General features: G+C 66.9%; 25 protein-coding genes. 6 read left to right on the forward strand and 19 right to left on the reverse strand.

Going from position 1 to position 25,613, the window contains the following annotated elements; genetic code table 11:
- Nucleotides 1–147 precede the first annotated feature (147 nt).
- Genes ccoP through ccoN form a run of 4 tightly spaced genes read right to left on the reverse strand, consistent with a single transcriptional unit; the run spans nucleotide 148 to nucleotide 3,477 of the window.
- Nucleotides 148–1,038 carry a cytochrome-c oxidase, cbb3-type subunit III gene (gene ccoP, locus ACWPKK_RS11040; protein WP_324868777.1) on the reverse strand — a complete coding sequence of 297 codons (891 nt, stop codon included), beginning with the start codon at nucleotides 1,036–1,038 and terminating at the stop codon, nucleotides 148–150.
- 3 nt (nucleotides 1,039–1,041) lie between these two features.
- The gene (locus ACWPKK_RS11045; protein WP_012972963.1) at nucleotides 1,042–1,203 is read right to left on the reverse strand and encodes a cbb3-type cytochrome c oxidase subunit 3; all 162 of its coding nucleotides are present in this window, start codon (nucleotides 1,201–1,203) and stop codon (nucleotides 1,042–1,044) included.
- Nucleotides 1,204–1,218: 15 nt separating this feature from the next.
- A complete protein-coding gene (ccoO, locus tag ACWPKK_RS11050) occupies nucleotides 1,219–1,959 on the reverse strand; it encodes a cytochrome-c oxidase, cbb3-type subunit II (RefSeq protein ID WP_324868781.1) in 741 nt (246 codons plus the stop codon).
- Nucleotides 1,960–1,980: 21 nt separating this feature from the next.
- Complete coding sequence (gene ccoN, locus ACWPKK_RS11055) at nucleotides 1,981–3,477, reverse strand: cytochrome-c oxidase, cbb3-type subunit I (protein WP_149223981.1); 1,497 nt, start codon at nucleotides 3,475–3,477, stop codon at nucleotides 1,981–1,983.
- Between the two features lie 246 nt (nucleotides 3,478–3,723).
- Here ccoN and ACWPKK_RS11060 point away from each other — a divergent pair, with 246 nt between their 5' ends.
- Nucleotides 3,724–4,272 (forward strand): hypothetical protein, encoded by a 549-nt coding sequence (locus tag ACWPKK_RS11060; RefSeq protein WP_452003750.1) that lies wholly within the window; start codon nucleotides 3,724–3,726, stop codon nucleotides 4,270–4,272.
- 66 nt (nucleotides 4,273–4,338) lie between these two features.
- Nucleotides 4,339–5,550, forward strand: a complete 1,212-nt coding sequence (locus tag ACWPKK_RS11065; RefSeq protein WP_452003752.1) for a class I SAM-dependent rRNA methyltransferase — start codon at nucleotides 4,339–4,341, stop codon at nucleotides 5,548–5,550.
- 161 nt (nucleotides 5,551–5,711) lie between these two features.
- Here the strand turns inward: ACWPKK_RS11065 and ACWPKK_RS11070 are convergent, their stop codons facing one another.
- Nucleotides 5,712–7,043 carry a class I SAM-dependent RNA methyltransferase gene (locus ACWPKK_RS11070; protein WP_452003754.1) on the reverse strand — a complete coding sequence of 444 codons (1,332 nt, stop codon included), beginning with the start codon at nucleotides 7,041–7,043 and terminating at the stop codon, nucleotides 5,712–5,714.
- Nucleotides 7,044–7,079: 36 nt separating this feature from the next.
- Entirely contained in the window at nucleotides 7,080–7,502 is a 423-nt protein-coding gene (locus ACWPKK_RS11075) for an acyl-CoA thioesterase (RefSeq protein ID WP_452003757.1), read from the reverse strand.
- A 179-nt stretch (nucleotides 7,503–7,681) separates the two neighbouring features.
- Here ACWPKK_RS11075 and ACWPKK_RS11080 point away from each other — a divergent pair, with 179 nt between their 5' ends.
- Nucleotides 7,682–7,927, forward strand: a complete 246-nt coding sequence (locus tag ACWPKK_RS11080) for a hypothetical protein (protein WP_014248877.1) — start codon at nucleotides 7,682–7,684, stop codon at nucleotides 7,925–7,927.
- Nucleotides 7,928–7,930: 3 nt separating this feature from the next.
- Here the strand turns inward: ACWPKK_RS11080 and ACWPKK_RS11085 are convergent, their stop codons facing one another.
- The 11 genes from ACWPKK_RS11085 to ACWPKK_RS11135 all read right to left on the reverse strand — a co-directional run bounded on the left by ACWPKK_RS11085 (nucleotide 7,931) and on the right by ACWPKK_RS11135 (nucleotide 18,795).
- Nucleotides 7,931–8,746, reverse strand: a complete 816-nt coding sequence (locus ACWPKK_RS11085; protein WP_452003760.1) for an ABC transporter permease — start codon at nucleotides 8,744–8,746, stop codon at nucleotides 7,931–7,933.
- Between the two features lie 25 nt (nucleotides 8,747–8,771).
- Nucleotides 8,772–9,656: an ABC transporter permease gene (locus ACWPKK_RS11090; protein WP_324868797.1), complete on the reverse strand. Its 885-nt coding sequence runs from the start codon at nucleotides 9,654–9,656 to the stop codon at nucleotides 8,772–8,774.
- A gap of 107 nt (nucleotides 9,657–9,763) precedes the next feature.
- Nucleotides 9,764–10,540, reverse strand: a complete 777-nt coding sequence (locus tag ACWPKK_RS11095; RefSeq protein ID WP_324868798.1) for an Hpt domain-containing protein — start codon at nucleotides 10,538–10,540, stop codon at nucleotides 9,764–9,766.
- A gap of 130 nt (nucleotides 10,541–10,670) precedes the next feature.
- A complete protein-coding gene (locus ACWPKK_RS11100) occupies nucleotides 10,671–11,228 on the reverse strand; it encodes a hypothetical protein (RefSeq protein ID WP_324868799.1) in 558 nt (185 codons plus the stop codon).
- A 188-nt stretch (nucleotides 11,229–11,416) separates the two neighbouring features.
- On the reverse strand, nucleotides 11,417–12,631 hold the full coding sequence (gene hemA, locus ACWPKK_RS11105) for a 5-aminolevulinate synthase (RefSeq protein WP_324868800.1): 1,215 nt from the start codon (nucleotides 12,629–12,631) through the stop codon (nucleotides 11,417–11,419).
- 497 nt (nucleotides 12,632–13,128) lie between these two features.
- Nucleotides 13,129–13,779 (reverse strand): uracil phosphoribosyltransferase, encoded by a 651-nt coding sequence (upp, locus tag ACWPKK_RS11110; RefSeq protein ID WP_324868801.1) that lies wholly within the window; start codon nucleotides 13,777–13,779, stop codon nucleotides 13,129–13,131.
- Between the two features lie 96 nt (nucleotides 13,780–13,875).
- Entirely contained in the window at nucleotides 13,876–14,784 is a 909-nt protein-coding gene (locus ACWPKK_RS11115) for a diguanylate cyclase (RefSeq protein ID WP_452003765.1), read from the reverse strand.
- A 95-nt stretch (nucleotides 14,785–14,879) separates the two neighbouring features.
- Nucleotides 14,880–15,524, reverse strand: a complete 645-nt coding sequence (locus ACWPKK_RS11120) for a phosphoribosylanthranilate isomerase (RefSeq protein ID WP_324868803.1) — start codon at nucleotides 15,522–15,524, stop codon at nucleotides 14,880–14,882.
- On the reverse strand, nucleotides 15,521–16,234 hold the full coding sequence (pyrF, locus tag ACWPKK_RS11125; RefSeq protein ID WP_452003768.1) for an orotidine-5'-phosphate decarboxylase: 714 nt from the start codon (nucleotides 16,232–16,234) through the stop codon (nucleotides 15,521–15,523). The genes ACWPKK_RS11120 and pyrF overlap by 4 nt, the downstream gene beginning before the upstream one ends.
- A gap of 115 nt (nucleotides 16,235–16,349) precedes the next feature.
- Nucleotides 16,350–16,898 carry a biliverdin-producing heme oxygenase gene (locus ACWPKK_RS11130; protein ID WP_452003771.1) on the reverse strand — a complete coding sequence of 183 codons (549 nt, stop codon included), beginning with the start codon at nucleotides 16,896–16,898 and terminating at the stop codon, nucleotides 16,350–16,352.
- A 22-nt stretch (nucleotides 16,899–16,920) separates the two neighbouring features.
- A complete protein-coding gene (locus ACWPKK_RS11135; RefSeq protein ID WP_452003774.1) occupies nucleotides 16,921–18,795 on the reverse strand; it encodes an ABCB family ABC transporter ATP-binding protein/permease in 1,875 nt (624 codons plus the stop codon).
- A 275-nt stretch (nucleotides 18,796–19,070) separates the two neighbouring features.
- On the opposite strand from ACWPKK_RS11135, the gene ACWPKK_RS11140 reads away from it, so the two are divergent.
- Together ACWPKK_RS11140 and ACWPKK_RS11145 are read left to right on the forward strand one after the other, a co-directional pair.
- Nucleotides 19,071–21,587, forward strand: a complete 2,517-nt coding sequence (locus ACWPKK_RS11140) for a methyl-accepting chemotaxis protein (protein ID WP_452003777.1) — start codon at nucleotides 19,071–19,073, stop codon at nucleotides 21,585–21,587.
- A gap of 114 nt (nucleotides 21,588–21,701) precedes the next feature.
- Entirely contained in the window at nucleotides 21,702–21,893 is a 192-nt protein-coding gene (locus ACWPKK_RS11145; RefSeq protein ID WP_452003780.1) for a hypothetical protein, read from the forward strand.
- A 9-nt stretch (nucleotides 21,894–21,902) separates the two neighbouring features.
- On the opposite strand, the gene ACWPKK_RS11150 is transcribed toward ACWPKK_RS11145, so the two are convergent.
- On the reverse strand, nucleotides 21,903–23,945 hold the full coding sequence (locus ACWPKK_RS11150; protein WP_452003783.1) for a COR domain-containing protein: 2,043 nt from the start codon (nucleotides 23,943–23,945) through the stop codon (nucleotides 21,903–21,905).
- Nucleotides 23,946–24,305: 360 nt separating this feature from the next.
- Here ACWPKK_RS11150 and ACWPKK_RS11155 point away from each other — a divergent pair.
- Nucleotides 24,306–25,141, forward strand: a protein-coding gene (locus ACWPKK_RS11155) for an IS5 family transposase (RefSeq protein WP_452003785.1) whose coding sequence is annotated in 2 segments (ribosomal slippage) — nucleotides 24,306–24,681 and nucleotides 24,681–25,141 — 837 coding nt in all. Because the reading frame shifts where the segments join, the coding sequence is not laid out codon by codon here.
- Here the strand turns inward: ACWPKK_RS11155 and ACWPKK_RS11160 are convergent.
- A complete protein-coding gene (locus ACWPKK_RS11160; protein WP_452004799.1) occupies nucleotides 25,022–25,492 on the reverse strand; it encodes a hypothetical protein in 471 nt (156 codons plus the stop codon). The genes ACWPKK_RS11155 and ACWPKK_RS11160 overlap by 120 nt on opposite strands.
- Between the last annotated feature and the right edge of the window lie 121 nt (nucleotides 25,493–25,613).

Consider the following 25,613-nt stretch of genomic DNA (forward strand, 5'->3'; position numbering starts at 1 on the left):
CGCAGGTACATTGCGCTGGATCAAATGACAGGAAGTTCACGGAACCGCCAGCCGGCAGGCCGTTTCCCATAGGAAAAGGGCGCCGGGGAGCGAACTCCCCGACGCCCTCCCGGTCGGTTCCGAACGTGTTCCCGGATCGGGATCGGCTTACTTGCCGCCGCCCAGGTTGTGGACGTAGACCGCCAGCGACTTGATCGTCGCATCGTCCAGACGCTTGGACCAGGCCGGCATCATGCCGGCACGGCCGTTGGTCACCGTGTCCATCAGCGTGGCCTTGTCGCCGCCGTAGAGCCAGTTGGCTTGGCGAAGCGGAGGAGCGCCGATGCCGTCGAGACCGGCAGCGACCGAACCCTGGCCCGCGTCGCCGTGGCAGGCGGCGCAGTTCTCGTCATAGACGGTCTTGCCCTTGGCGACCTTGCCCGCATCGGCGGTCTTGCCGTTCAGCGACAGCACATAGTCCGTGACCTGGTCGATCTGGTCGCGGTTCAGGATGCCGTCCTTGCCGAAGGCGGTCATGCCGACGTTCGGCACGCCACGGGTGTCGCCGTCATCCGAGCGGATGCCGTGCTGGATGGTCTTGTAGATGTCGGCCGAGGAGCCGCCCCACAGCCACACGTCGTCGGCCAGCGTCGGGAAGCCCTTGGCACCCTGGCCGCCGGCGCCGTGGCAGGCGGCGCAGTTCTCGTTGAAGTAGGACCGGCCGCCGGCCATGGCGAAGCCCAGCAGGTCCTTGTCCTTCTGGATTTCGTCGACCGACTTGGCGGCGATGGCGGTCAGGAACTTGGCCTGGCCGGCCTTCGCCTCCGCCATCCTGGTATCGAGTTCTTCACGCTGCGAATAGCCGAGGATGCCCTTCGTGTAGGTCTTGCCCAGCGGCCAGGCCGGGTAGAACACGTAGTACACCAGCGACCAGGCGATGCAGACGTAGAAGAGGTACAGCCACCACTTGGGCAGCGGGTTGTTCAGTTCGCGCAGTCCATCCCACTCGTGGCCGGTGGTCTCGACGCCGGACAGCTCGTCCTTGTAATTCTGTGCCATGGTCTAAAGCTCCTGACCATCATCCTTGAGCGGGATCTGGGCGGCGTCGTCGAAGGTGCGGCGGTTGCCGGGCCACATGGCGTAAACCAGGATGCCCGTCAGCAGCAGCATCAACCACACCGTCCAGAAGGACCGAAGCATCACCGTGATCGAATCCAAGTCCATGGATTCCTCCCCCGATTACTGCTGCAGCTGCTTCGGCGACTGGTACTTGGTGAAGTCCACCATGGTGCCCAGCACCTGCAGGTAGGCGACGAGAGCGTCCATTTCGGTGACGGTCTTGTTGCCGGTGAAGTTCGCGACCACGGCCTTCGGATAGCGCTTGGCCAGGGCGGCGGTGTCGCCGTCCGGGTTCTTCTGCGCTTCCAGGTCGGCCTTGGCGTTGGCGATCTGCTCGTCGGTGTAGGGAACGCCGACGATCTTCAGCGCCTTCAGGTGATCGCCGATGTCGCCGTAGCTCAGCGGACGGTCCTTCATCCAGGCATAGCCCGGCATGATGGATTCCGGCACGACAGCGCGCGGGTTCACCAGATGGGCGACCTGCCAGTCGTTGGAGTACTTGCCGCCGACGCGGGCCAGGTCCGGACCCGTGCGCTTGGAGCCCCACTGGAACGGATGGTCGTACATCGACTCCGCAGCCAGCGAGTAGTGGCCATAACGCTCGACCTCGTCACGGAACGGACGGATCTGCTGGCTGTGGCAGTTGTAGCAGCCTTCACGGTAGTAGATGTTCTGCCCGGCCAGTTCGAGCGGCGAGTAGGGACGGACCCCCTCCACCTTCTCGATGGTCGATTCGATGGTGAAGAGCGGGACGATCTGGACCAGACCGCCGATCGACACGGTGATCAGCACGAGCACGATCAGAAGAAGCGTGTTCCGCTCGATCAGGTCGTGGCTGAATCCCTTTTTTTCCTGAGCCATTTCTCGCATCCTTCCCTAGCGTCAGGCCGCGCCGACCGCCGCCTTGTGCGGGGTGGTGACATAGGGCTTCTCGATGCGGACATCGCCCTTCGCCGTGCGCCACAGGTTGTAGACCATGATGAGAGCGCCGATGACGAACAGGACGCCGCCCATCGCGCGGATCACGTAGAACGGGTGCATCGCCGCGACGGTCTCCACGAAGGAGTACTGCAGGAAGCCCAGGTTGTCGTAGGCACGCCACATCAGGCCCTGCATGATGCCCGACACCCACATGGCGGTGATGTAGAGCACGATGCCGATCGTGGCGGTCCAGAAGTGGTAGCTGACCAGACGCATGCTGTAGAGCTGCGAGCGCTTCCACAGCACCGGCACGAGATAGTAGATCGCGCCGAAGGAGACGAAGGCGACCCAGCCGAGAGCGCCGGAGTGCACGTGGCCGACGGTCCAGTCGGTGTAGTGCGACAGGGCGTTGACCGGCTTCACCGACATCAGCGGGCCTTCGAAGGTCGACATGCCGTAGAAGGCGACCGAGGTGACCAGGAAACGCAGGACCGGGTCGGTGCGCAGCTTATCCCAGGCGCCCGACAGGGTCATGATGCCGTTGATCATGCCGCCCCAGGACGGCATCCACAGCATGACCGAGAAGGTCATGCCCAGCGTCTGCGCCCAGTCCGGCAGGGAGGTGTAGTGCAGGTGGTGCGGGCCGGCCCAGATGTAGAGGAAGATCAGGGTCCAGAAGTGGACGATCGACAGCCGGTAGGAATAGACCGGCCGCTCGGCGCGCTTGGGCACGAAGTAGTACATGATGCCCAGGAAGCCGGCGGTCAGGAAGAAGCCGACCGCGTTGTGGCCGTACCACCACTGCACCATCGCGCTCTGCACGCCCGACACGAAGCTGTAGGACTTCATGCCGAACAGCGACACCGGGATGTTGACGTTGTTGCCGATGTGCAGGATGGCGACGGTCAGGATGAACGCCATGAAGAACCAGTTCGCCACGTAGATGTGCGACTCGCGCCGCGTCATCACCGTGCCGATGAACTGGACCGCATAGAGCACCCAGACGACCGTCAGGTACAGGTCGAGGATCCACTCGGGCTCGGCGTATTCCTTGCCCTGGGTGTAGCCCAGGACGTAGCTCAGCGCCGCGAGCACGATGAAGACGTTGTAGTTCCAGAAAACGAACTTCGCCAGCCCTTCGCCCCCGAAGAGATGCTGACGGCAAGTCCGTTGAACCGAATAGAGCGAGGTGGCGAACAGCACATTGCCGCCGAACGCGAAAATCACGGCCGAGGTGTGGACGGGGCGCAGGCGCCCGAAGCTCGTCCACTCCAGCCCGAGATTCAGCGCCGGGAAGGCCAGCTGCAGAGCGATGAAGGTGCCGGCCAGGAAACCGACCACGCCCCAGAACACTGCAGCGATCACGAAGAGTCGGATGGCGTCCTCATGGTAACGCACGTCTTCCGACACCCGCTGGCTGCCCAGGGTGGCCCCTGAAGTCAGAGTCGCTGATGTCATACAATCTCTCCCGTTTGCCCCGGGCGGCCGTGAGGCCGCGCCGTCTGGGTTGCACCACCACTGGGTACGTACTGTTAAGGAGCGGGACAGGTTGCACTCGGGAATGCCAAGAGGGACGCCGGGCGCGCCTGTCTCCAATGGGCCCCACTATGTGTAGGGGGGGCTTGTACAACATTGATCTACGTCAACGACCCTGGCGGGCCCGCCCTGCCATCGTTCAGTGTCCTTGCAATCGGCCGGACTGAAATGGACGACAGTTTCATCGCGAAACCCCTTGGTCGACGCCAGATCGACCAAGCCTACCCGCTGGTCTGCGCAATCTCGCCGGGACTGGGGGTCGACCAATGGCGCGCATTTGCCGCAGCGGTGTTGGGTACCGCATCCAAGGGTAGTGGCGCCGGACGCTCCGGCCTGCCCGCGGATGCCGGCATCATCACCGTGCAGAACGCCCAGGGCTATATGCACGGCCTGTTTTCCTACGTGGTGGAGCCGCACCTGCGCCACGGCCGGGTGCTGAGCGTCGACAACTTCGTGGTGCTGGACCTGTTCGACGTGGCCGGTATCGCCGAGACCCTGCTGCGGGCGATGGAGGCGTTGGCCCGACGGCTCGGCTGCGCCGCCATCCACACCACCCTGCCGGAGCGCACCATCCCGCTGGATGCCCGGCGCAACCCGATCCCCGAGTGTTTCCGCACCGAAGGCCACCGGCAGGAGACGATCCGCTTCTGCAAGGATCTGGCCGTGGTCAACGACAATGCCCCCGTCGTGGCGGAGGGCCTGCGCGGAGTGGAGTAGAACCCGCCGGCCGCGCGATACAGGGATCCGTTGCGCGGCGGCGATTTGCCGTTAGGATGCGGCCCCATGAGCGACACCGGCACCAAACCCGTCAAGAAGTACCCGCCGATCCACCTGCAGGCCGGCCGCCAGCGGCGCGTCATGCAGGGGCATCCCTGGGTCTATTCCAACGAAGTCCAGATGGACACCATCGCCAAGGCGGTCCCGCCCGGCAGCCCGGTGCGGCTTCTGGACCCCGGCGGGACCCCGTTGGGCATCTACACCTTCAATCCGCACACGCTGATCGCCGCGCGGCTGCTGTCGAGCGATCCGGCGACCGTGGTGGATCACGCCTTTGTCACGGACCGGCTGCGCCGCGCGGTCGAGCTGCGCGAGCGGCTGTTCTCCCGCCCCTTCTACCGCGTGGTCCATGCCGAGGCCGACGGGCTGCCCGGCCTGATCGTCGACCGTTTCGACGACGTGGTGACGGTTCAGGCCAATTCGGTCTTCATGGACAACCGGATCGACGACATCCTGGCCGCCGTCGACGAGGTGATGGCGCCGCGTGCGATCATCCTGCGCAACGACAGCACTCAGCGGGCGCTGGAAGGGCTGACGGAGGAGACGCGGCTGGCGAAGGGCGAGATCGACGGCCCGATCCGGCTGGAAGAGAACGGCGTGACCTTCTTCGCCAATCCGCTCGACGGCCAGAAGACCGGCTGGTTCTACGACCAGCGCGACAACCGCGCCTTCATCGCCTCGCTCGCCAAGGGCGGGCGGGCCATCGACTTCTACAGCTACAATGGCGGCTTCGGCATCCAGTGCGCGGTGGCCGGGGCTACCCAGGTGGTCGCGGTCGACCGCTCCGCCCTGGCCCTGGAGAACGCCACCCGTGCCGCGGAAGCCAACGGCGTTGCCGACCGGTTCGAGGCGCGCAAGGCCGACGCCTTCCAGGAGATGGAACGGCTGAGCGCCGCCGGCGAGACCTTCCAGGTGGTGGTGGCCGATCCGCCGGCCTTCGTGAAATCGAAGAAGGATCTGGGAGCCGGTTGCCGCGCCTACCGCAAGATGGCGCGTCTTGCTGCGAAGATCACGGCGCCCGGTGGCTTTCTGCTCTGCGGGTCGTGCAGCCACAATGTCGATCCGCCGACTTTTGCCGAACAGGTCGCCCGCGGCCTGCACGATGCCGGCCGCACCGGCCGCATCCTGCGCAGCGCCGGCGCCGGCGCCGACCACCCGGTCCACCCGCATCTGCCGGAGTCGGCCTATCTCAAGGCGATCGTGCTGCAGTTGGATTGAGTGTTTGGGGAGTGCGGGCTTCGAATGCCCCCTCCCCGACCCTCCCCCGCTTTGCGGGAGAGGGAGTTAAGTGCGAATACGGCGGAGTTCCCTCTCCCACGATCGGACCGGCCTTCGGCCGGCCGAGGATGGGGGAGGGTTAGGAAGGGGGCATCAGGCCCTCACCGCTCGAACAGGCCAACCACCTCGACATGGGCCGACCACAGGAACTGGTCGACCGGCCAGACCTTCACCAGACGATAGCCGCCATCCACCAGCACCCGCGCATCGCGGGCGAAGCTCGACGGATTGCAGGAAACCCCCACCACCCGTGGCACCTTGCTGCCGGCGAGCGCCGTTGCCTGGGCTGCCGCACCGGCGCGCGGCGGATCGAACACCACGGCATCGTAACGATTGAGTTCCTTGGCGCTCAGCGGGTTCTCGAACAGGTCGCGCCGCTCCACCGTCAGCCGCAGCCCCTGCACCGAGCGGCCAAGCGCCACCACCGCCGGCTCGTCGCTTTCCACCGCATGAACTGCCGCTTGTTGCGCAAGCGGAATGGAAAAAGTGCCAATGCCCGCGAACAGGTCGGCGATGCGGGCCGCCTCCCCCACCCCCTCACGCACCGCGGCGACCAGGGCGGCTTCGCCCTCGGCGCTGGCCTGCAGGAAGGCGCCGGGCGGCGGCTGGATCGGAACGCCGGCGAAACGGATGAAGGCCGGGCGGCGGTTCGCCACCGGTTCCGGGGCCGCGCGGTCGGTGGGTTGCCAGGCGATGCGGGCGATGCGCTCCGGCTCGAAGGCGACCAGCGCCTCGCGCGCGGCACGGTCCAGGCTGCGCGGCCCGACCAGCAGCAGGTCGGCCCCGCCCTCCAGGTCGGTCAGCACCACATCGGCGTCGCCGCCATCCGGCAGGATTTCCGCCAATACACCACGCAGGGGCTCCACCAGGGCGAACAGGCGGGGCGCCAGCACGGGGCACTCCTCCAGGTCGACCAGCCGGTGGCTCTGGCGTTCATTGAATCCGAACCAGACGCGCTTGCCCCGTTTCAGCGCCGCAAAGCGGGCGCGGCGGCGCGCACCGGCCGGCGTACGCGCCAGCGGTTCCAGTGGCACCCCACCCAGCCCGACCCGTTCCAGCGCCCCGCGCACCATCCCGATGTTCCAGGCCGCGTACGTCGCATCATCCATGTGTTGGAGCGTACAGCCGCCGCAGCGGCCGAAATGGCGGCAGGGCGCCACTTGGCGGCCAGGGCCGGGTTCAAGGATTTCAACAAGTTCGGCCCGTACGCCTTCCCCCTTTCCATCGCTGCCACCGATGCGTACGCGCACACGGTCGCCGGCCACCGTATAGGGCACGAACAGGCGCAAGCCGTCGGCGAACGCGATTCCATCGCCGCGCACACCGACATCGGTGATGGCGACCTCCACTTCCCGCGTTTCGGCGGGTGCATGGTTGGTCTTGCGGGCAGGCGGGCGTCCCTTGGCGAAGGGGCGCTTTGCGGGGCGCGTCATGACGGGAGGTCCGGTGAGGGAGATGTGGGCCTCCCTTTACGCCTCCAGCAGCTTGGCGCGCAACGGTTCCGGAATCGGGGTCGGGCGATGGGCCGCCTTGTCGACGATCACCGCCACCGCTTCCTGGGTGGCGATGCAGAGGTCGCCCAGGAAGATGGCGCAGCCCAGCGTGATCGAGCTGGTGCCCAGCCGCAGCGTCCGCGCGCCGACCCGCACGGTGTTGGGATAGAGCAGCTCCGCCTTGTATTCGATCACGCTGCGGGCCAGCACGACGGTCCAGGGAACCTCGTCGGTGAAGCCGCCGACCTGATGGATCAGGGCGACGCGCGCCTGTTCGAAATAAATCCCGATGGCGTTGTTGTTGACGTGCCCCACCGCGTCCAGGTCGTTGAAGCGCACGCGCTCCTCCCACCAGAAGCGATAAAGGGCGGGGCTGGTCAGGTCGGGCGTGCCGGTCATGCTGTTCCCTTGCCGTATAGGTCAATCCGCTTCCGGACTGTGGCGTATGGTCGGGGGGTGGCGCAAGCCCGGCCTCCCGTTTACGGTCGCTATTTGCGGCGGCCCCCGCGAATTCCCGCGCCAATCGCCGATTGGGCGTGTTATTGGAGTCGAACCAACCCTCCGCAACGGACCGGACGATGAGCAAGGACACCACCAACCAGACGGCCGAGGCGCTGTTCGAAAAGGCGCTGTCGATCGCCGAAAAGCATCTGGATGAGGCGATCAAGGAAGGTGGCCCGCTCGGCCCCTACATCGCCGTCGCCATGATCGAGGCCGCGGTGAACGCCGCCGTGGACGAGACCAGCCACGAAGACGTGATCGACATGCTGCGCGACCTCGCCGCCCAGATCGAGGCGGACGCCGACGAGGCGGAAGAGGACTGAGCCTCAGGCAGTTACGGACCCTGCCTGCCGGCGCGCCTCGCGCCGGCGCAGGATCTCGTAGACGACGGCCCCCAGGATGGTCAGCGCGATCAGCACCAGCGACAGCGCGTTGACCGCCGGGGTCAGGCCGGTGCGCACCTTGGTCGCGATGTAGACGGTCAGGGTGGTGTCCAGCCCGCGCACGAACAGCGTGGTGTTGTAGTTCTCGAAGCTCTGCAGGAAGGCCAGCAGGGACGCCGACAGGATCGCCGGCATCAGGTACGGCAGCGTGATGCGCCGGAACACCTGCCCATGCGTGGCGCCGAGGTCGAGCGCAGCCTCCTCCAGCACCGGGTCGAACCGCTCCAGCCTTGCCGAGAACAGCAGCATGGCATAGGCGGCGATGAAGCTCGATTGCGCGACCACGGTCAGAAACAGCCCGCCGCTGACCCCGAACCACTCCCGCCAGAACACCAGGGTGGAGATGCCGACGATTACCCCCGGCGTCAGCAGCGGTGACACCATCAGCGCGTAGAGGAAGGTCTTGGCCCGGCTGTGCAGCCGGTCGAGCAGCAGCGCCGCCGCCAGCCCCAGCGGCACGGCCAGTGCGATCACCCCCGCCCCCACCATCAAGCTGGTGCCCAGCGCCGCCCACATGCGCTGGTCGTCCCACAGCGCCTGGAACCAGTTCAGCGTGAAGCCCATCCACGGCGTCACGGTGGGAAAGCGGCTGCTGTTGAAGGTCGCCGCCGCCATGATGCCCAGCGGCAGGAACAGATAGCCGAAGAACAGCACCAGGTAGGCGCCGGTCAGCAGGCGGCGGAGGCGGGCGGCGGTCATGGTTGCGGACTCATGTCGCGATGGCTCATTTCGCAATATCGGCCAGCCCGACGCGGAACAGCCGCATCGCGCCCAGGATGAAGCCGATGCACAGCACCAGCAGGATGAAGGCGTAGGCCGCCCCCTGGTTCCAGTTCCCGCCCTCGAAGAACCAGTTGTAGATGATCTCGGTGAACCAACGGCTGTTCGGCCCGCCCAGCAGGGCCGGCACGGCATAGCTGCCGGCCGCCAGCATGAAGGTCATGATGCAGCCGACGGCGATGCCGGGCTTGGCATGGGGAAGCACGATGCGACGGTGGATGCGCAGCCAGCCGGCGCCAAGATCCCGCGCCGCCTCGATCTGGTTGCGGTCCAGCGATTCGATGGCGTTGTAGAGCGGGAAGACCATGAACAGGATGTAGACATACACCATGCCGACGATCACCCCCCCATCGCCGCCCAGGAAGCGCCGCGGCTCGTCGATGATGCCGAGATTCAGCAGGATCGCGTTCAGCGGCCCGTTGAAGGCCAGGATGATGTACCAGGAGAAGGTGCGCAGCAGCTCGTTGATCCAGAAGGGAACGACCAGCATCAGGATCAGCAGCGGCAGCCGCCGCTTCGGCGCCACCTGGGCCAGATAGAAGGCGACCGGATAGCAGACGGCCAGCGTGGTCGCCGTGACCAGGGCGCTGGCCCAGATCGTCTTCAGGAAGATCGCCAGATGGATCTGGTTGGTCCACAGCGTCAGGTAGTTCCTGACCGTGAACACGTCCTCCGGCCCGCCGAGCTTGGACGGCGGCAGCGACGGCCGGAAGGAGAAGCCGATCATCATCAACTGCGGCAGCACCACCAGCAGCGCCAGCCACAGCGCCACCGCCAGCAGGATCACCCCGGTCAGGACCGGGCCGTACCGGCGAAGAACCTCCGTCATTCGGGCGCTGCTCCAGCCTGTTGGACCGGTCCGACGCCTAACATGGGGATTCCCGCCGGCGCAAGCGCGGCTATATGACGATGACGTTCAGACGAGGGGCAGCCTGATCAACCCAGATTGTGCTTGGCCACCACCGCGGCGAAGTCGTCGCCGAAATGCTCGCCGACGCGGATGACGGAGACGCCGTGCGGGATCTCCTTCAGCGACGGGTGGTCGAGGTTCAGCGAGGTCAGCAGCGCCATCGGCACATGATGGGTTACACTCATCGCGCGCAGGCCGCGGATCAGGTCGAGGCCGGACAGGCCGTCCATCACCATCGACGCGATGACCATGTCCGGGGGCACGCGGACGGCGAGGCTGATCGACTCGATCGGGTCGGTCACCGTCATGGTGCGGAAGCCGCAGGCCGCCAGCTCCGTCCCCAGCTTCTTGGCGACGACCTTGGAGGGGGTGACCAGCATGATCTCGACGTTGCGGACCTCGACGTCGGTGACCTGGAACTCGTAGCGCACCGGAAGCGCGCGGATGATCCGGTTGGTCTCGGCCAGCAGCGGCTGTTCGGCGCGGTCGACCAGTTCGGAGATGCGGTCGATGAAGGTCTGGGCGTCGATCAGCTGCTTCTCGTCCAGCCGCTTCAGGCCGCTGAGGTAATCCTCCAGACGGTGGGCGACGAGGCTGACGGTGGGATAGCCGAAGCTGGTGCCCATGCCCTTGAAGTTGTGGGCCTCCAGCCGCAGGACGCCGATGGTCTCGGCATCGGTGCGCTGACCCTTCACGCGGTCCGCCAGCGTCGCGTTCATCAGCTCCAGCCGATCGCGCGCGTCGTCCACGAACTCCATGCGCAAGCGGTCTTCGAGGTCGTCGGTCGACAGGTACGAGGCCATGGAGCGGATTCCGGCGCGGGGAGAGAGGTACCCCGAACGTACACCAAAACCGTGCGCCGAAACAGACGCGGCGCGCCCCTATGTGCAAGGGCGCGCCGCGCGTAACGGAATTACCGGGTCGTGCAAGATGTCAGAGCCGCGCCAGCAGCCCCTGGAACCAAGCCAGCCGGTCTTCGGCCTGGGCGATGTCCAGATCGAGCCAGGAGGCGAAGTGGCTGTCGCTGCCGACGTCGCTGCCGACATCCGCCCGCTTCAGGTCGCCCAGCCGGGCCAGTTCGGTCTCGCAGAGCGCCACGAGGTTGTCGATCTGGTCGCGCTGCGACTCGACGTCCAGCAGGTGCAGGAAGCGCAGCTTCAGCGCGATGACCAGCTTGTTCAGCCCATCGGCCGACGGTGCGCGGACATTGGCGCGCATCAGCGTTTCGAACTCCGCCCGGCCGGTCTCGGTCGGCCCCAGCAGGGCGTTGTCTTCCATGCCGCTGCCGTCCAGCGCCTCGATCAGCCCCTCGTAGCGCAGCATCTCCAGCGAGGTGCCCATCAGATCCAGCGACGGACCCATGATGCGGTCGAGGAAATGACGAACGGAGCCGGCCAGATCGGCGTAGCGCAACGGCCCGCCCTGGATCAGGGTGCCCAGGACGACGAGGCGCACGGCCTCCTTCGGCATCAGTGAGTTGTCACGGTACATGGCGAACCCCCTGGGCGATGCCCCGGAAAGACGAAAGGACGGAATGGACGGCACGGTCACGGCCGGCCCGCAGCAAAGAAACTGCGAACCGGTCGCAACACTATCCCCAAGTTAGGGATGGCCGACCCATATGTCCAGAGGACAAAACGTCCTTACCGCCAAAGGGGTCTTTGACAGGGGCCTTCGCCTCAGGCGGCGAGCCGCAGATCCAGCCGGCTCCACACGTCCAGCAGCGCGTCCACCAGCATGCCCATCTGCGCATCGGTGTGCAGCGGGGTCGGGGTGAAGCGCAGCCGCTCCGTCCCGCGCGGGACGGTGGGGTAGTTGATCGGCTGGACGTAGATCCCGTGCCGCTCCAGCAGTTCGTCCGAGGCGCGCTTGCAGCGGTGGGCGTCGCCGACCATCAGCGGAACGATATGGCTGACCGACGGCATCACCGGCAGGCCGGCATCGGCGAACATCCGCTTCAGGGTGGCCGCACGTTCCTGATGCTTCGTCCGCTCGGTCTGGCTGTTCTTCAGGTGGCGGATGGAGGCCAGGGCACCTGCCGCCAGGACCGGAGACAGCGAGGTGGAGAAGATGAAGCCCGCGGCGAAGCTGCGGACGCAGTCGATCAGCGCGCTGGAGCCGGTGATGTAGCCGCCCTGCACGCCGAAGGCCTTGCCCAGCGTGCCCTCGACGATGGTCAGCCGGTCCATGGCCCCGTCGCGCTCGGCCACGCCGGCGCCGCGGGCGCCGTACATGCCGACGGCGTGCACCTCGTCCAGATAGGTCATGGCGCCGTGCTTGTCGGCGACGTCGCACAGGTCATGGATGGGGGCGATGTCGCCGTCCATCGAATAGACGCTTTCGAACGCCACCACCTTCGGACGGCCGGGAGCGATGCCGGACAGCAGTTCGTCCAAGTGCTTGGGGTCGTTGTGGCGGAAGATGTGCTTCTCGGCGCCCGAGTTGCGGATGCCGGTGATCATCGAGTTGTGGTTCAGCGCGTCCGACAGGATCACGCAATTGGGCAGGATCTTGCCCAGCGTGGTCAGCGTCGCGTCGTTCGACACATAGCCCGAGGTGAAGAGCAGCGCCGCTTCCTTGTGGTGCAGGTCGGCCAGTTCGCGTTCCAGCAGCACATGGTAGATGTTGGTGCCGGAGATGTTGCGCGTGCCGCCGGCACCGGCGCCGACCTGGTCCAGCGCGTCATGCATCGCCTTCAGCACGCTCGGGTGCTGGCCCATGCCGAGATAGTCGTTGGAGCACCAGACCGTGACCGGACGCTCGCGCCCGTTGGAATCGCGGAAGGTCGCCGTCGGGAAGTTGCCCGCATGGCGTTCCAGGTTGGCGAACACCCGGTAGCGGCCGTCCTGCTTCAGGGTCGCAATCTGGTTGCGGAAGAAAGTTTCGTAATCCATCGCGCGTTTCCGTTCGCGTTCGTCCACACGGTCGGCTGCACCGCTCAGGGCATAAGGGCTAGGCCATTCGTCCGGCGCATCGAGAGAATGGCATGATCCTTACCGATACGCCACCCGGCATTGATCGAAATCAAGCCGCCGTCGCATGGGACCTTCGCACAAGTGGGATGGTCCCATGCCCTGTGGATGGCGCATGGCCGCTTCCCGCCATCAGGCCGGCAATCCGCCATGACTTGGGACCGACACGGCAAATATGGGCTGTACTTCCACAATGACCATGCGTCCAGTCCGGGAATACGTGCGCATGCCTGTCTTGACCCGGCGGTCACTGGGCCGGTCACTGGAAAGAGTCGCAGAATTGTCTCAAACGGCGGGACGCTCTGTTTCCTGCCGCGCAGGCTCCGGGCGAGAGAAACCGGAGCAAAAAGCCCCCATCGCGCGCATCCACCGGACCTGCCCCAAGGCAGCCGGCCCGGCGGAATCGAACGGGGGTATCCTTACTTGGTGCCGAACATGCGGTCGCCGGCATCGCCGAGACCGGGGACGATGTAGGCGTTCTCGTCCAGATGGCTGTCGAGAGCGGCGGTGAAGACCTTCACGTCCGGGTGCGACTCGTGGAAGCGGCGCACGCCTTCGGGCGCTGCGACCAGCGCCATGAAGCGGATGTTGTGGTCGTCCACGCCATGGCGGTTCAGCACGTCGCAGGCATGGGCGGCGGAGTTGCCGGTCGCCAGCATCGGATCGACGACGATGAACAGCCGCCCTTCGGCCGGCGGCAGCTTCACCAGATATTCGTGCGGCTGCTTGGTGTCATGATCGCGATAGAGGCCGATATGCCCCTCGCGCGCCGACGGCACCAGTTCCAGCAGGCCGGCAGACATGCCGAGCCCGGCGCGCAGCACCGGCACGACGGCCAGCTTCTTGCCCAGGATCACCGGCGCGTCCATCGGCTGCAGCGGCGTCTCGATCCGCTCGGTGGTCAGCGGGATGTCGCGCGTCAGCTCATAGCCCATCAGCAGCGAGATCTCGCGCAGCAGGGTGCGGAACCCGCCGGTCGACCGTTCCTTGTTCCGCATATGGGTCAGCTTGTGCTGGATCAGCGGATGGTCGAGGATGAACAGGTTGGGGAATTCGGGCAGGGTGCGCATGGAATCCGGATCGCGGCTGACGGTAAGGTTATCGCGATCCTAGCGCGTCCGGGGGGCCGGGGCCAAGGGGGCTGACCGGAAAGCTGCTGCTTGCCCCTACCCCCGCCCCGCCTTCACCGGAACGGCCTTCTGTTCCGGCCGGTCGATGCCATAGCGGATCACGCGGTTGCGGCCGGAATTCTTGGCCTGATAGAGCGCACGGTCGGCGCAGACCACCAGATCGTCGACGGTCAGGTCGGACACTGCCTCCACCAGCCCGAAGGACGCGGTGACGGGGATCACCCGGCCGTCGGGCAGCACCACCGGCGAGCGCATCAGGTCGACGCGCAGCCGCTCGATCACCGCATAGCCCTCGTCCAGCCCGGTTTCCTTCAGGCAGACCAGGAACTCCTCGCCGCCCATGCGGAAGGCTTCGTCGAAGCTGCGGACGCCGCGGCTGATGACGGCGGCGGTGGCGGCCAGCACCCGGTCGCCGATGTCGTGGCCGTAGCTGTCGTTGATGCCCTTGAACTTGTCGATGTCGCACAGCGCGACGCAGAAGGGCTGGCCGGTGCGGCGATATCGATTGTGCTCGCGCTCCAGCGCCTCGCTCATGCCGCGGCGGGTGCGCAGGCCGGTCAGCGGGTCCAGGCCGGACGCGGCGGCGGCGAAGGCGCGCTCCATCCGGCGCAGATGCAGCATGAACTCCTCGAAACGGCCGATCACCCCTTCATATTCTGCCTCGGTCGGCAGTTCGCCGCCGGACGCCTTCAGCAGGATCAGCCGGGCCTGGCGATGCATCTGCTCGTGCAGGTTGGCCAGCTTCTGCACGGCCGGCTGCTGCAGCAGGTCGTCGCGGCTGGCGGCCTGACACCAGGCCTGGAAGGAGGCCGGGGCCGACGACCGCTCCCCGCCGCGGCCCTCACGGTAGAAAACGGCGCGCTGCCACTGGCCGATCCAGCGCAGATGCTCGTCGAGCACGGCGCCGAGCGCCTCGGTTGTGGACAGAGTGGTCGAATCGCTCATGGGCGCATCCTACCCGACGGCGCAGGGTCCCGCCATGCGATCAAGATAAGCCGAAGCATTCGTCTAAAACAGATCGCTTTCGGGTCAAATCGCCCCTAAAGCCCGGCGACCGTCGACAGGAAGGCGCGGACCAGCGCCGGATCCTTGTGGCCGGGTCGGTCCTCCACCCCCGACGACACGTCGACCTCGGTGGCGCCGGTGACGCGCACCGCCTCCGCCACATTCTCCGCCGTCAGGCCGCCCGATAGCATCCAGGGGCGCGGCCAGCTGCGGCCGGCCAGGATCGTCCAGTCGAAGGCGATGCCGTTGCCGCCGGGCAGCGCCGACACCTTGGCCGGAGGCTTGGCGTCGAACAGCAGCCGGTCGGCCACCTCCGCCGCCTCCAGCGCCGCGGTCAGGTCTTCCGGCCCGCCGACCCGGATCGCCTTCATCACCGGCAGGGCATAGCGACCCTTGATCTCGGTGATGCGGCGCGGCGTCTCGGCGCCATGCAGCTGGATCAGGTCGAGGGGCACCTGCCCGGTCACATGCTCCAGGAATTCGTCGTCGGGATCGACGAACAGCCCGACGGAGCGCACGCCGGTCGGCAGCAGCCGGGCCAGTTCCGCCGCCATCGGCGGGGCGATGGCGCGTGGGCTGCGCGGATAGAAGACGAAGCCGACATAACGCGCCCCGCCGGCGACGGCGGCGCGCAGGCTCTCGGGCTCGGTCAGGCCACAGATCTTGGCGGCGACGGTCATGCGGTCCCCTCAATTTCGGCGACGATACGGCGGGCGGCGGCGGCGGGGTCGGGGTCGGCGGTGATCGGGCGCCCGATGACCAGATGGTCGGCGCCGGCGGCCAGCGCCTCCGCCGGGGTCATGATGCGCTTCTGGTCGTTGGTGGCGGCCCAGGCCGGACGGATGCCGGGCACCATCAGGATGAAATCGGGTCCGCAGGCGGCGCGGACCAGAGCCACCTCGGCCGGGGAGCAGACGACGCCGTCCACCCCGGACGCCTTGGCGAGCTTGGCCAGTCGGACAACCTGCTCGGCCACCGGCACCGACTGCCCGACGGCGCCGAGATCGCCCTCGTCCAGGCTGGTCAGCACGGTGACGGCCAGGATCTTGGGCCGGTCGGCCCCGGCGCTCGCCGCCGTCTCCGCCGCCGCGCGCATCATCGCCGGCCCGCCGGCACTGTGGATGGTCATGAAGGCCGGCTTCAGCGGCAGCGCCGCGCGCACGCCGCCCGCCACCGTGTTGGGAATGTCGTGCAGCTTCAGGTCGAGGAACAGCGGCGGCCCGTCCTCCCCCACCACGGCACGGACGCCGGCCGGCCCCTGGGCGATGAAGAACTCCAGCCCCAGCTTGATGCCGCCGACGGCCCCGGCCACCTGCCCGGCGATGCGGCGGGCGGCGTCGATCTCGGTGGTGTCGACGGAGCAATAGATGCGCGAGGCTGGCGCGGTCATGGGAAGGCGGTCTCCAGAAACCCGAACGCGGATGGTCCGGCACCCTAGCAAGGGAAGGGGCCATGCGCCAGCGCGAGGGATGGCATCGGTCCCCGGCTGCCCGCCTGGACCTTGCTCAGGCGTGGTCCGCCGTCCACCGCTCCAGCGCCGCGAACAGGCCGGCGGCGGTGGCGCAGGCGATGGCCAGCGCCGCGGGATCGGCGAGTTCCTCCTCCAGGCGAACCATCAGCGCCTTCCAGGCGCCGACCATGTCGAGCCCGTCGGACGCCAGGAAGCGCGCTCCGCGCCCAGCGTCGAAGCCAAGCGCCCGGGTGATCCCCGGCAGCATCGCCCGACCGCCATGGGCCGAACCGTCCAGGACGTAACGCGCCGCCAGCCGGGCCGGTGGACTGTCGAGCGGCGGCAGGCCGGCCATCTCCGGCAGCGCGTCCGGTTCGGTGCCGAGAACCCGCAGATCCTCGCGCAGCAGCGCCATCCGCGCCGAACCCGCCTCTCCCAGCGCCCGTTCGACCGGCGCGTTGAAGCCGTAGAGCACCGCCAGCGCGCGGGCATATTGGCCGGCCGTGATGTCCGGCCGGACCAGCGGCTGCAGCACCGCCGCCTTGTCCAGCCGGTCGTGGCTTTCCCGCGTCGCGGCGCGCAGCGCCTGCCTTGCCGGTCCCATGTTTCCTCGTTCCCCGTTCCGGTCAGGTCGGCGCCAGCACGCCGGGCAGCGGCGTCGGACCCTGGCTGGATTCCTGCTGCCGCGCCCACAGGGCCGCATAGGCGCCGCGGGCGGCCAGCAGGTCGGCGTGGCGGCCGCGCTCGATCACCCGGCCTGCCTCCAGCACCAGGATCAGGTCGGCGTCGATCACGGTGGACAGCCGGTGGGCGATCACCAGCGTGGTGCGGCCGCGGCTGACCTCGCGCAGGTTGGCCTGGATTTCCCGCTCGGTGTGGGTGTCCAGCGCGCTGGTCGCCTCGTCGAACAGCAGGATCGCCGGGTCCTTCAGGATGGTGCGGGCGATGGCGACGCGCTGCTTCTCGCCGCCCGACAGCTTCAGCCCGCGTTCGCCCACCGTGGTCTGGTAGCCGTCGGGCAGCGCCATGATGAAATCGTGGATGTGGGCCAGTCTCGCTGCCCGCTCCACCTCCGCCGGGCTGGCGCCGGGGTTGCCATAGGCGATGTTGTAGAAGACGGTGTCGTTGAACAGCACGGTGTCCTGCGGGACGATGCCGATGGACGCCCGCAGAGAGGCCTGGGTGACGTCGCGGATGTCCTGCCCGTCGATCATCACCCGGCCGCCATTGACGTCGTAGAAGCGGAACAGAAGCCGGCTGATGGTGGACTTGCCCGCCCCGGACGGTCCGACGATGGCGACCGTTTTCCCGGCCGGCACGGTGAAGCTGACATCCTTCAGGATCGCCCGGCGCGGATCGTAGCCGAACTCCACGGCCTCGAAGCGCAGCTCCGCCCCGTCCACCTCCAGCGGCTTGGCATGGGGCGCATCGGCCACCTCGCGGTCGACCGCCAGCAGGGTCACCATCGATTCGATGTCGATCAGCGACTGCTTGATCTCGCGATAGACGACGCCGAAGAAGTTCAGGGGCTGGTAGAGCTGCAGCAGATAGGTGTTCACCAGAACGAAGTCGCCCAGCGACATGCTGCCGTCGACGATGCCCTTGGCGGCCATGCCCATCACCACCGCCAGCCCCAGCGAGATGATCGCCGACTGCCCGACATTCAGCAGCGACAGGCTCTGCTGGCTGCGCACCGCCGCCGCTTCATAGCTTTGCAGGGCTCCGTCGTAGCGGCGGGCCTCATGCTCCTCGTTGCCGAAATACTTGACCGTCTCGTAGTTCAGCAGGCTGTCGATCGCCTTGGTGTTGGCCTTGTTGTCGGTGTCGTTCATCATGCGGCGGAACTTGATCCGCCATTCCGACACGAAGAAGGTGTAGAGGATGTAGCCCATCACCGTGACGAAAGTGGCCAGCGCGAACCAGACGCTGAACAGCTTCCACAGAATGGCGCAGACCAGGGCGATCTCCACCAGCGTCGGCACGATGGAGAACAGGGTGTAGCGCAGCAGCGATTCGATCGCCCGCGTTCCGCGCTCCAGCGAGCGGGTCAGGCCGCCGGTCTGGCGTTCCAGGTGGAAGCGCAGCGACAGCGCGTGCAGGTGCCGGAACACCGACAGTGCCACCTTGCGGATGGTGCGTTGCGCCACCGTGGCGAAGACGGCGTCGCGCAGTTCGGCGAAGACCAGCGAGGTCACGCGGGCAAGGCCGTATGCGACAATCAGTCCCAGGGGGATGGCGACGGCCGCTCCCGCCCCCGCCCCGCCGGCCGGCGTCAGGGCGTCCACCGCATGCTTGTAGAAGATCGGCACGTAGACGTTGGCGACCTTCGCCCCCACCAGCAGGAGCATCGCCAGCACCACCCGCACCCGCGTTTCCAAGGAATCACGCGGCCAGATGTAGGGGGCCAGCGAGCGGATGGCCGCACGCAGATCGCCGGAAGGACGGGAAAAGGCGCTGGAATCGGAGCTGGCCGGGGGGCTTGGCGAAAGACTGCGGCGCATCGGTCTGTTCAGGTCTCGGGGACTGTTCGGGAAATTGTGCCGGGGATGGCGCCGTTCCGAAGAGCCGTCGCAAGGGATTGGGATCAGGCGACCTAACCTAGGGACCCGTGCAGCGTCGTCAAAGGGGCATGTCATCTCTTTGGCACGTTTTTGGCGCGGCCCTGGGCAGCCTTCGGTGCATTTCCTGTCGCCATGGCAACGGACTGGAAACCATCTTCCTCTACCCTGCCGGGCGTATCGCGTTCGATCCGCACCGCAGCCCAAGGCATTTGACCATGCAGAACGCCAGTTTCGCCGGCCGATTCAAGGTGGGCACCCGCATCCAGGTGGGTTTCCTTCTGATCCTTGCCCTTCTCACCCTGGTGGCCGCACTGGGCGTCCGGTCGCTGTCGACGGTGGAGGACGGCTTCACCCGTTATGCGTCGATCTCCGACAATTCGATCAGAATTTCGGACATCGACAGCCTGGTCGCGAACATGCGGCGCAACGTGGTCAACTACTCCTTCTCCGGGAACAACGCCCTGATCGCGCCGATCCAGGCGCAGCAGAGGACGCTGTCCGAAATGCTGCGAACCTCGCGGGACGCCACGCTGGATGAAGGACGCCGCGCCCTCATCGCCCGCATGTCGCAGAAGGTCGACAGCTACAGCGCCAACTTCGCCCAACTGGTGAAGCTGCGCGAGCAGCGCGACCGGCTGGTGTCGGACGAGCTGGTGCCGCTGGGCGTCAAGGCGCGCGAGGGGCTGAGCCAGGTGATGGCAGGCGGGATCGCCGCCGGCGACTTCGAGTCCTCCGCCTATGCCGGCCAGGCGCAGGAATCGCTGATCCTCGCCCGCCTCGCCGCCCAGCGCTTCCTGACCGATCCGACGGCGAAGGCCGAGGAGGAGGTGCGCACGCGCATGGAGGCGTTCATCAAGACCGCCACCGCGCTGACCACCCGCCTGACCGACCCGGCGCAGAAGCGTGCCGCCGAGGACGCGGTGCAGACCGCGACCCGTTACCTGGACAGCTTCAAGCGCGTCGTCGTGGCCGTCGGCGACGCCCAGTCGCTGGCCTTCGTCACCATGGTGAAGGAGGCGGATGAGTTCGGCGAACTGGTGGAGAAGACCGTCGCCTCGCAGACCGACGCGCGCAAGGCGGTGTTGACCGGCGCGCAGACCGACATGGAGCGCACCACCACCCTGCTGATCGGCATGGCGGTCGGCGCCTTCGCCATCGGCATCCTGATCGCCCTGGTCACCGCGCGCTCCATCGTCCGTCCGGTGGTGCAGATGACCGGCACGATGACGGAACTGGCCGCCGGCAACCTCGCCGTCGACGTTCCGGCCCTGGAGAACCGCGACGAGATCGGCCACATGGCCAAGGCGGTCCTGGTGTTCAAGGAGAACGCCGTCGAGAAGAAGCGGATGGACGAGGCCGAGCGCGAGCGGCTGGAGGCCGAGCGCCGCGCCGCCGAGGCCCAGCGCGCCCGCGAGCAGGCCATCGGCGAGGAGATCGCCGGTCTGATCGACGCCGTGTCGAGGGGCGACCTGGAACGCCGCATCGATCTGGCCGGCAAGGACGGCTTCTACAAGACCATGTCGGAAGGCATCAACCGCCTGACCGACACGGTGGAGGCGGTCATCGCCGACCTGGGCGAGGTGCTGAGCGCGCTGGCCCAGGGTGACCTGAACCGCCGCGTCACCCGCGACTATCAGGGCGCCTTCGAGAGGGTGAAGACCGACGTCAACGCCACCTCCACCCGGCTGGCCGAGATCGTCGGGCAGATCACCCAGGCGGCCGAGACCATCGCCGCCGCCGCCGCCGAGGTGTCTCTCGGCTCCTCCGACCTCGCCGACCGGACCGAGCAGCAGGCCTCCTCGCTGGAGGAGACCGCGGCCAGCATGGAAGAGTTGGGGGCGACCGTGCGCTCCAACGCCGACAATGCCCAGCGCGCCAACGTGATGGCGACCCAGGCCCGCGGCTCCGCCGAGTCGGGCGGCGGCGTCGCCGGCTCCGCCATCGAGGCGATGCGCCGGATCGAGGAATCCAGCCGCAAGATCACCGACATCATCGGGGTGATCGACGAGATTGCCTTCCAGACCAACCTCTTGGCGCTGAACGCGGCGGTCGAGGCTGCGCGCGCCGGCGATGCCGGACGCGGCTTCGCCGTGGTGGCGCAGGAGGTGCGGCAGCTCGCCCAGCGCTCCGCCCAGGCGTCGAAGGAGATCAAGGGGCTGATCCTGGACAGCGACGCCCAGGTCAAGGACGGCGTCGATCTGGTCAGCAAGGCCGGCGACGCGCTGCAGGGCATCGTGTCCGGCGTGCAGCAGGTGGCGACCCTGATCGCCGAGATGGCCTCGGCCTCGGCCGAGCAGGCGACGGCGCTGGACGAGATCAACTCGACCGTCGCCAACATGGACGAGATGACGCAGAAGAACGCCGCCCTGGTGGAGGAGACCACCGCCGCCGCCCAGGCGATGAGCGGTCAGGCCGGCGACCTGAAGGCGCTGGTCGGCTTCTTCAAGTTCGACCAAGCCGCCGGTTCCGGCTATGGCGCGGCGCCCCATGCCATGACCGGCACCTATTCCGCCCCGGCCACCCGCCGCCCCTCGGCCCAGACCCAGCCCCTGGCCCGCGGTACGGCGGCCAAGCCGGCGGCGAAGCCTGCCGCCCGCGGCACCGGCGGCGGCCACAGCCATGTTGCGGCCAAGCCCGCGGCCCGCAACGACGCCCCGGCGCGCGGCACGGCGACGGCGGTTCCGGTGCTGAAGCACAGCGTCAGCGACGATGACGATTGGAAGGAGTTCTGAGCGGAGAGGATCAGCCGGCCTTTGCGCTAAAAGCCTGAATTAACGAATCGGTGGGGATTGCGTGCTGCAATTCCCACCGATTTCTTTTTTGCGCTTTCGTCCCTGGAGGACACCATGTCCCGCCGCCCCCTCAGGCACCGCCTTCTCCCCCTCGCCGCCCTGCTGCTGCTCGGCGGTCCGCTGGCCGGCTGCGGTGCCGTCACCGGCGTGGCCGGCGGCGCCGTAAGCCTCGCCGGCACCGCCGTGGACATCGCCGGCACGGTGGCCGAGACGTCGGTCGACGTGGTGACCTCGCCGCTGCGGTGAGGGGAGGCGTCAGGCCGGCGGGTCGTCGAAGCCGTATTGGACGAGTTCCTCAAGATTGCCCGGCCGCAGGATGCTGTTCATCGTCGCCAGGATGTCGGCGACGTTGAGATAGTAGGTCTGCATCCGGCGCAGTTCGGCGTTACCGTCCTCGCCCAATGCGGTGGGGCCATGTGTTTGGGCGATCTCATTCAGTTCGTCATATTCTTTTTTCCAATGGATCGCCCACTTGGCCCGATCTTTCGCTGCGCGTAGCGAAACGTCGGGCGTGACATAGACCCGAACCCGGTCGAGGAAGGCCGCGTTCTCGAACCGGCTGGTCCGCCATATCTCGCTCAATTCGAACATGCAGTTGGGCGAGCGCAGGTAACGGTCACTGAGAATCACGAAGATGCGGTCGCCCCCACCGATCCGGCGCATGAAGGCGGTAAGGCTATCGCCGACCCTCAATTCTTCCTTGTCGCGCCGGATGATGCGTCCACGCTCTTTGGCCTTCGCGCACAGATCATCGATGAATGTCGTGTGCGCCCTGCCTTCCGGACTGTCGTCGCCCCAGGCATAGGAAACATACCAGTTGGGACCGGCAGGCGCGGTTTCCTGCTGCGGCGGCTTGTCGAAAACCAAGGGCGTTTCCTCCTGTTCGGGTTTGCTGCGCTTGGGATGGTCCACATCCTCGGCCCGCAGGCCGATGCGGCTTTGCGCCCGCTCGACGACCTCGATCAAGCGGTCGAGCAGCAGTGCGGCCTGACCCTTCTGGGTCCGCACCCGGATTTCACCCTGCCAGGACTCGGAACCGGTCGGCACCTGTTCGATGCGCAGGCGGCTGCCGCAGGTCTTCTCATAGCCGCAGAGCCCGCCCTTCCAGTAGAGCGCGCGGTCGCCGGCCTTTTCGCCGATCTCTGCCATGATGGTGCGGATCAGGCCGTCATGCAGCAGGGGATAGCGGAAGACCGCCTGCTCCGTCGGCAACTCCTCGTCCCACAGCCCGCCCAGATCGTCGCGGACGCTGTCCTCCGCCGGCAGCAGGTCGGGGGCGATGTATTCCACCACCCGTTCCCGGCCGTCCGGGAGCTCGCGGTGTTTGAAACAGATGCCGCAGGACAGCATCATGCTGACGAACAGTTCCCGGTCGGCCGGCAGATGGTCCGCCCACACCAGCCGGTCGAGCAGGTCGCGGGTGAAGCGGCCGTTGTGATGGCGGATCTGCTGCAAGGCGCCGCGGTCGCGGTCGAAGACGGCATAGATCGCCTCCAGCGCCCAATTCTGATCCAGCACGACATGGTTGTGGAACAGGCCGGGTCGATGGAACACGGTGCCCTCGGCGTCCAGCCACACCAGCAGAGCCTCCGGCGAGGACACGTCGTCCTTCTCGGCACAGATGTCCGTGAACGCCTCCATGGTCAGCAGGCGGTGGAGCCGTTCGGCGGGCGGACGGGCTTCGTCCTCGTCCCGCATCTGCTCCAGCCGGCGCTGGACCCGCAGACGGCCGGCACCGACCTTCGCCACCCCCAGCCGTTCCGGGTCGCGCATCCAGGCGACGGCATCGCGCAGGCAGTCCCTTAGGGCGTCGAAACGCCGTCCGGTCTCGGCGCTGACCTTCAGGATGTCGCAGTAGCGGTCCGGGGCATTGAGCAACTCGTCCGGGGCGGGGGGACGGGCCTCCTCCTGGTCCTTGCGTTCGCACCGGGTCTGGATCACCAGACGCGGGCTGTAGCGGTGCCCCTGGCGATGCGCCACCGCCAGCCAATAGGGCAGCGGCTGGTTGCGGAACTCCAGCCCGCCATACGTATGGGTCGGCTCGTCTTCGACCTCGCGCGCCCACACCACGGCCAGCAGTGCCGGGCTGCTCAGGAACAGCGCATGCGCGCCGTGATAGATGTCCTGGCCGCCGAAATCCCAGACATGCAGACGGATCTGCGACTCCCCGTCCAGATCGATCCGCCCGATCCGGATGCCGTGGGTCGAGACCGACTCGGACTCGAACGGCAGGCCGGCCAGTTTCCGGGCGATCTGCGTCTTGCCGACCCGGCCATTGCCCAGCAGCAGCAGCTTCACCGTTGGGACGGTTTCCTCACCGGCTTTGATGAGGTCCGCCCAATGGGCACGCAGCCGATCCAGGCAATTGTCATAAGGTCCCTGAGACAAGACCCCTGCCGTGGGAATGCCGGGAATTTCGACATTCCAAAGATACAAGCGCTTCAAGCTGCTCAGACCGCTGAGCGGGGACAAGTCGCTCACCGACGTGCTGGAACAGTACAACTGCTGCAAGCCGCTCAGACCGCCGAGCGGGGACAGGTCGCTCACCGACGTGACGGAACAGTCCAATTGCTGCAAGCCGCTCAGAGCCCGTCCGAGAAGAAGTTGCATCGAATGAATCGGTTATGATTCAACGTCGCCTCCAGGATGGAGGCAAGGATGTGGACGCCAGAGAAACGAGAGCAGCATGACCGCAGCGGGCTGCGCTACCCGAGCGACCAGAGCGATGAGGAGTGGCGGATCGTCGAGCCGCTCATCCCGCCGGCGCGGCGCGGTGGCCGGCACCGCGGCGTGGATCTGCGGGCGGTAGTGAACGGCGTGCTGTACGTCCTGGAGACGGGCTGCCAGTGGCGTCACCTGCCCAAAGACTTGCCGCCGCGCAGCACGGTGCATGGCTACCTGCACCTGTGGGCCTGGGACGGCACGCTGGAGTGTATCCACCATGACCTCTACCAGCGGGTGCGCGTGCAGGAAGGCCGCGAGGCCAGCCCGACCGCCGCCGTGCTGGACAGCCAAAGCGTCCGCGCGGCGGAAAAGGGGGGCCTGCGGCGGATCCCGTCGGCTACGACGCGGGTAAGAAGATCAAGGGGGTCAAGTACCACATCCTCGTCGATACGCTAGGCCTGCTCCTGAACGTTGCTGTCCACCGTGCTGATATCCAGGACCGCGACGGCACCGCTCTGGTCCTGGACAAGGCAACCCGTGCGCTGTTCCCCTTCATCCAGGTGATCTTCGCCGATGGTGGCTACCAGGGGCACGTCGCGGCCAGCAAGGTGAAGGATGCCGGCGACTGGAGGCTGGAGATCGTCAAGCGCTCCGATCAGGCCAAAGGCTTTGTCGTGCTCCCGAAACGCTGGCTGGTTGAGCGAACGCTATCATGGCTCACGCGCTGCCGCCGCCTCGTACGCCACTACGAGCAGTACCTCCGCACCTCCGTTGCCTTCATCCGCATCGCTATGATCCGTCTGATGCTCCGGCGCCTCGCCAGGAAATAATCTTTCAAGACAGACTCTCAGACCGCTGAGCGGGGACAGGTCGCTCACCGACGTGCCGGAACAGTCCAACTCCTGCAAGCCGCTCAGACCGCTGAGCAGGACTAAATCGACGATATCTGATACAGAAATTTTTAAAGTCCGGAGAAGTCCAAAAGATGAAAACCTATGTTGCTGTGCAGAAATTTTGTTTCCATTAGAACTCCTCCACGAATCCGCCCCCAAATCCAATTCCCGGAGATGAGTCAGGGCGAACAGCTCCTTCGGCAGCCATTCCAGCCCCAGGTTCCGCAGACTTAGCCGTCCGGTCCGCTGCTCCGCTTCCTCGGCGATGCGCTCCAGCGCGATCGCCATACCGTCTTTCTTCGGAGTCTTCTCAGTTACCATAAGTTCCACTGCCCGGACCTTCGACGCCGCCGTCGTTCGATCCGGTCAGTTTAGCACAATCCCCGCATACCCCACATGGCCGGATCAT

The organism is Azospirillum largimobile (assembly GCF_977007025.2).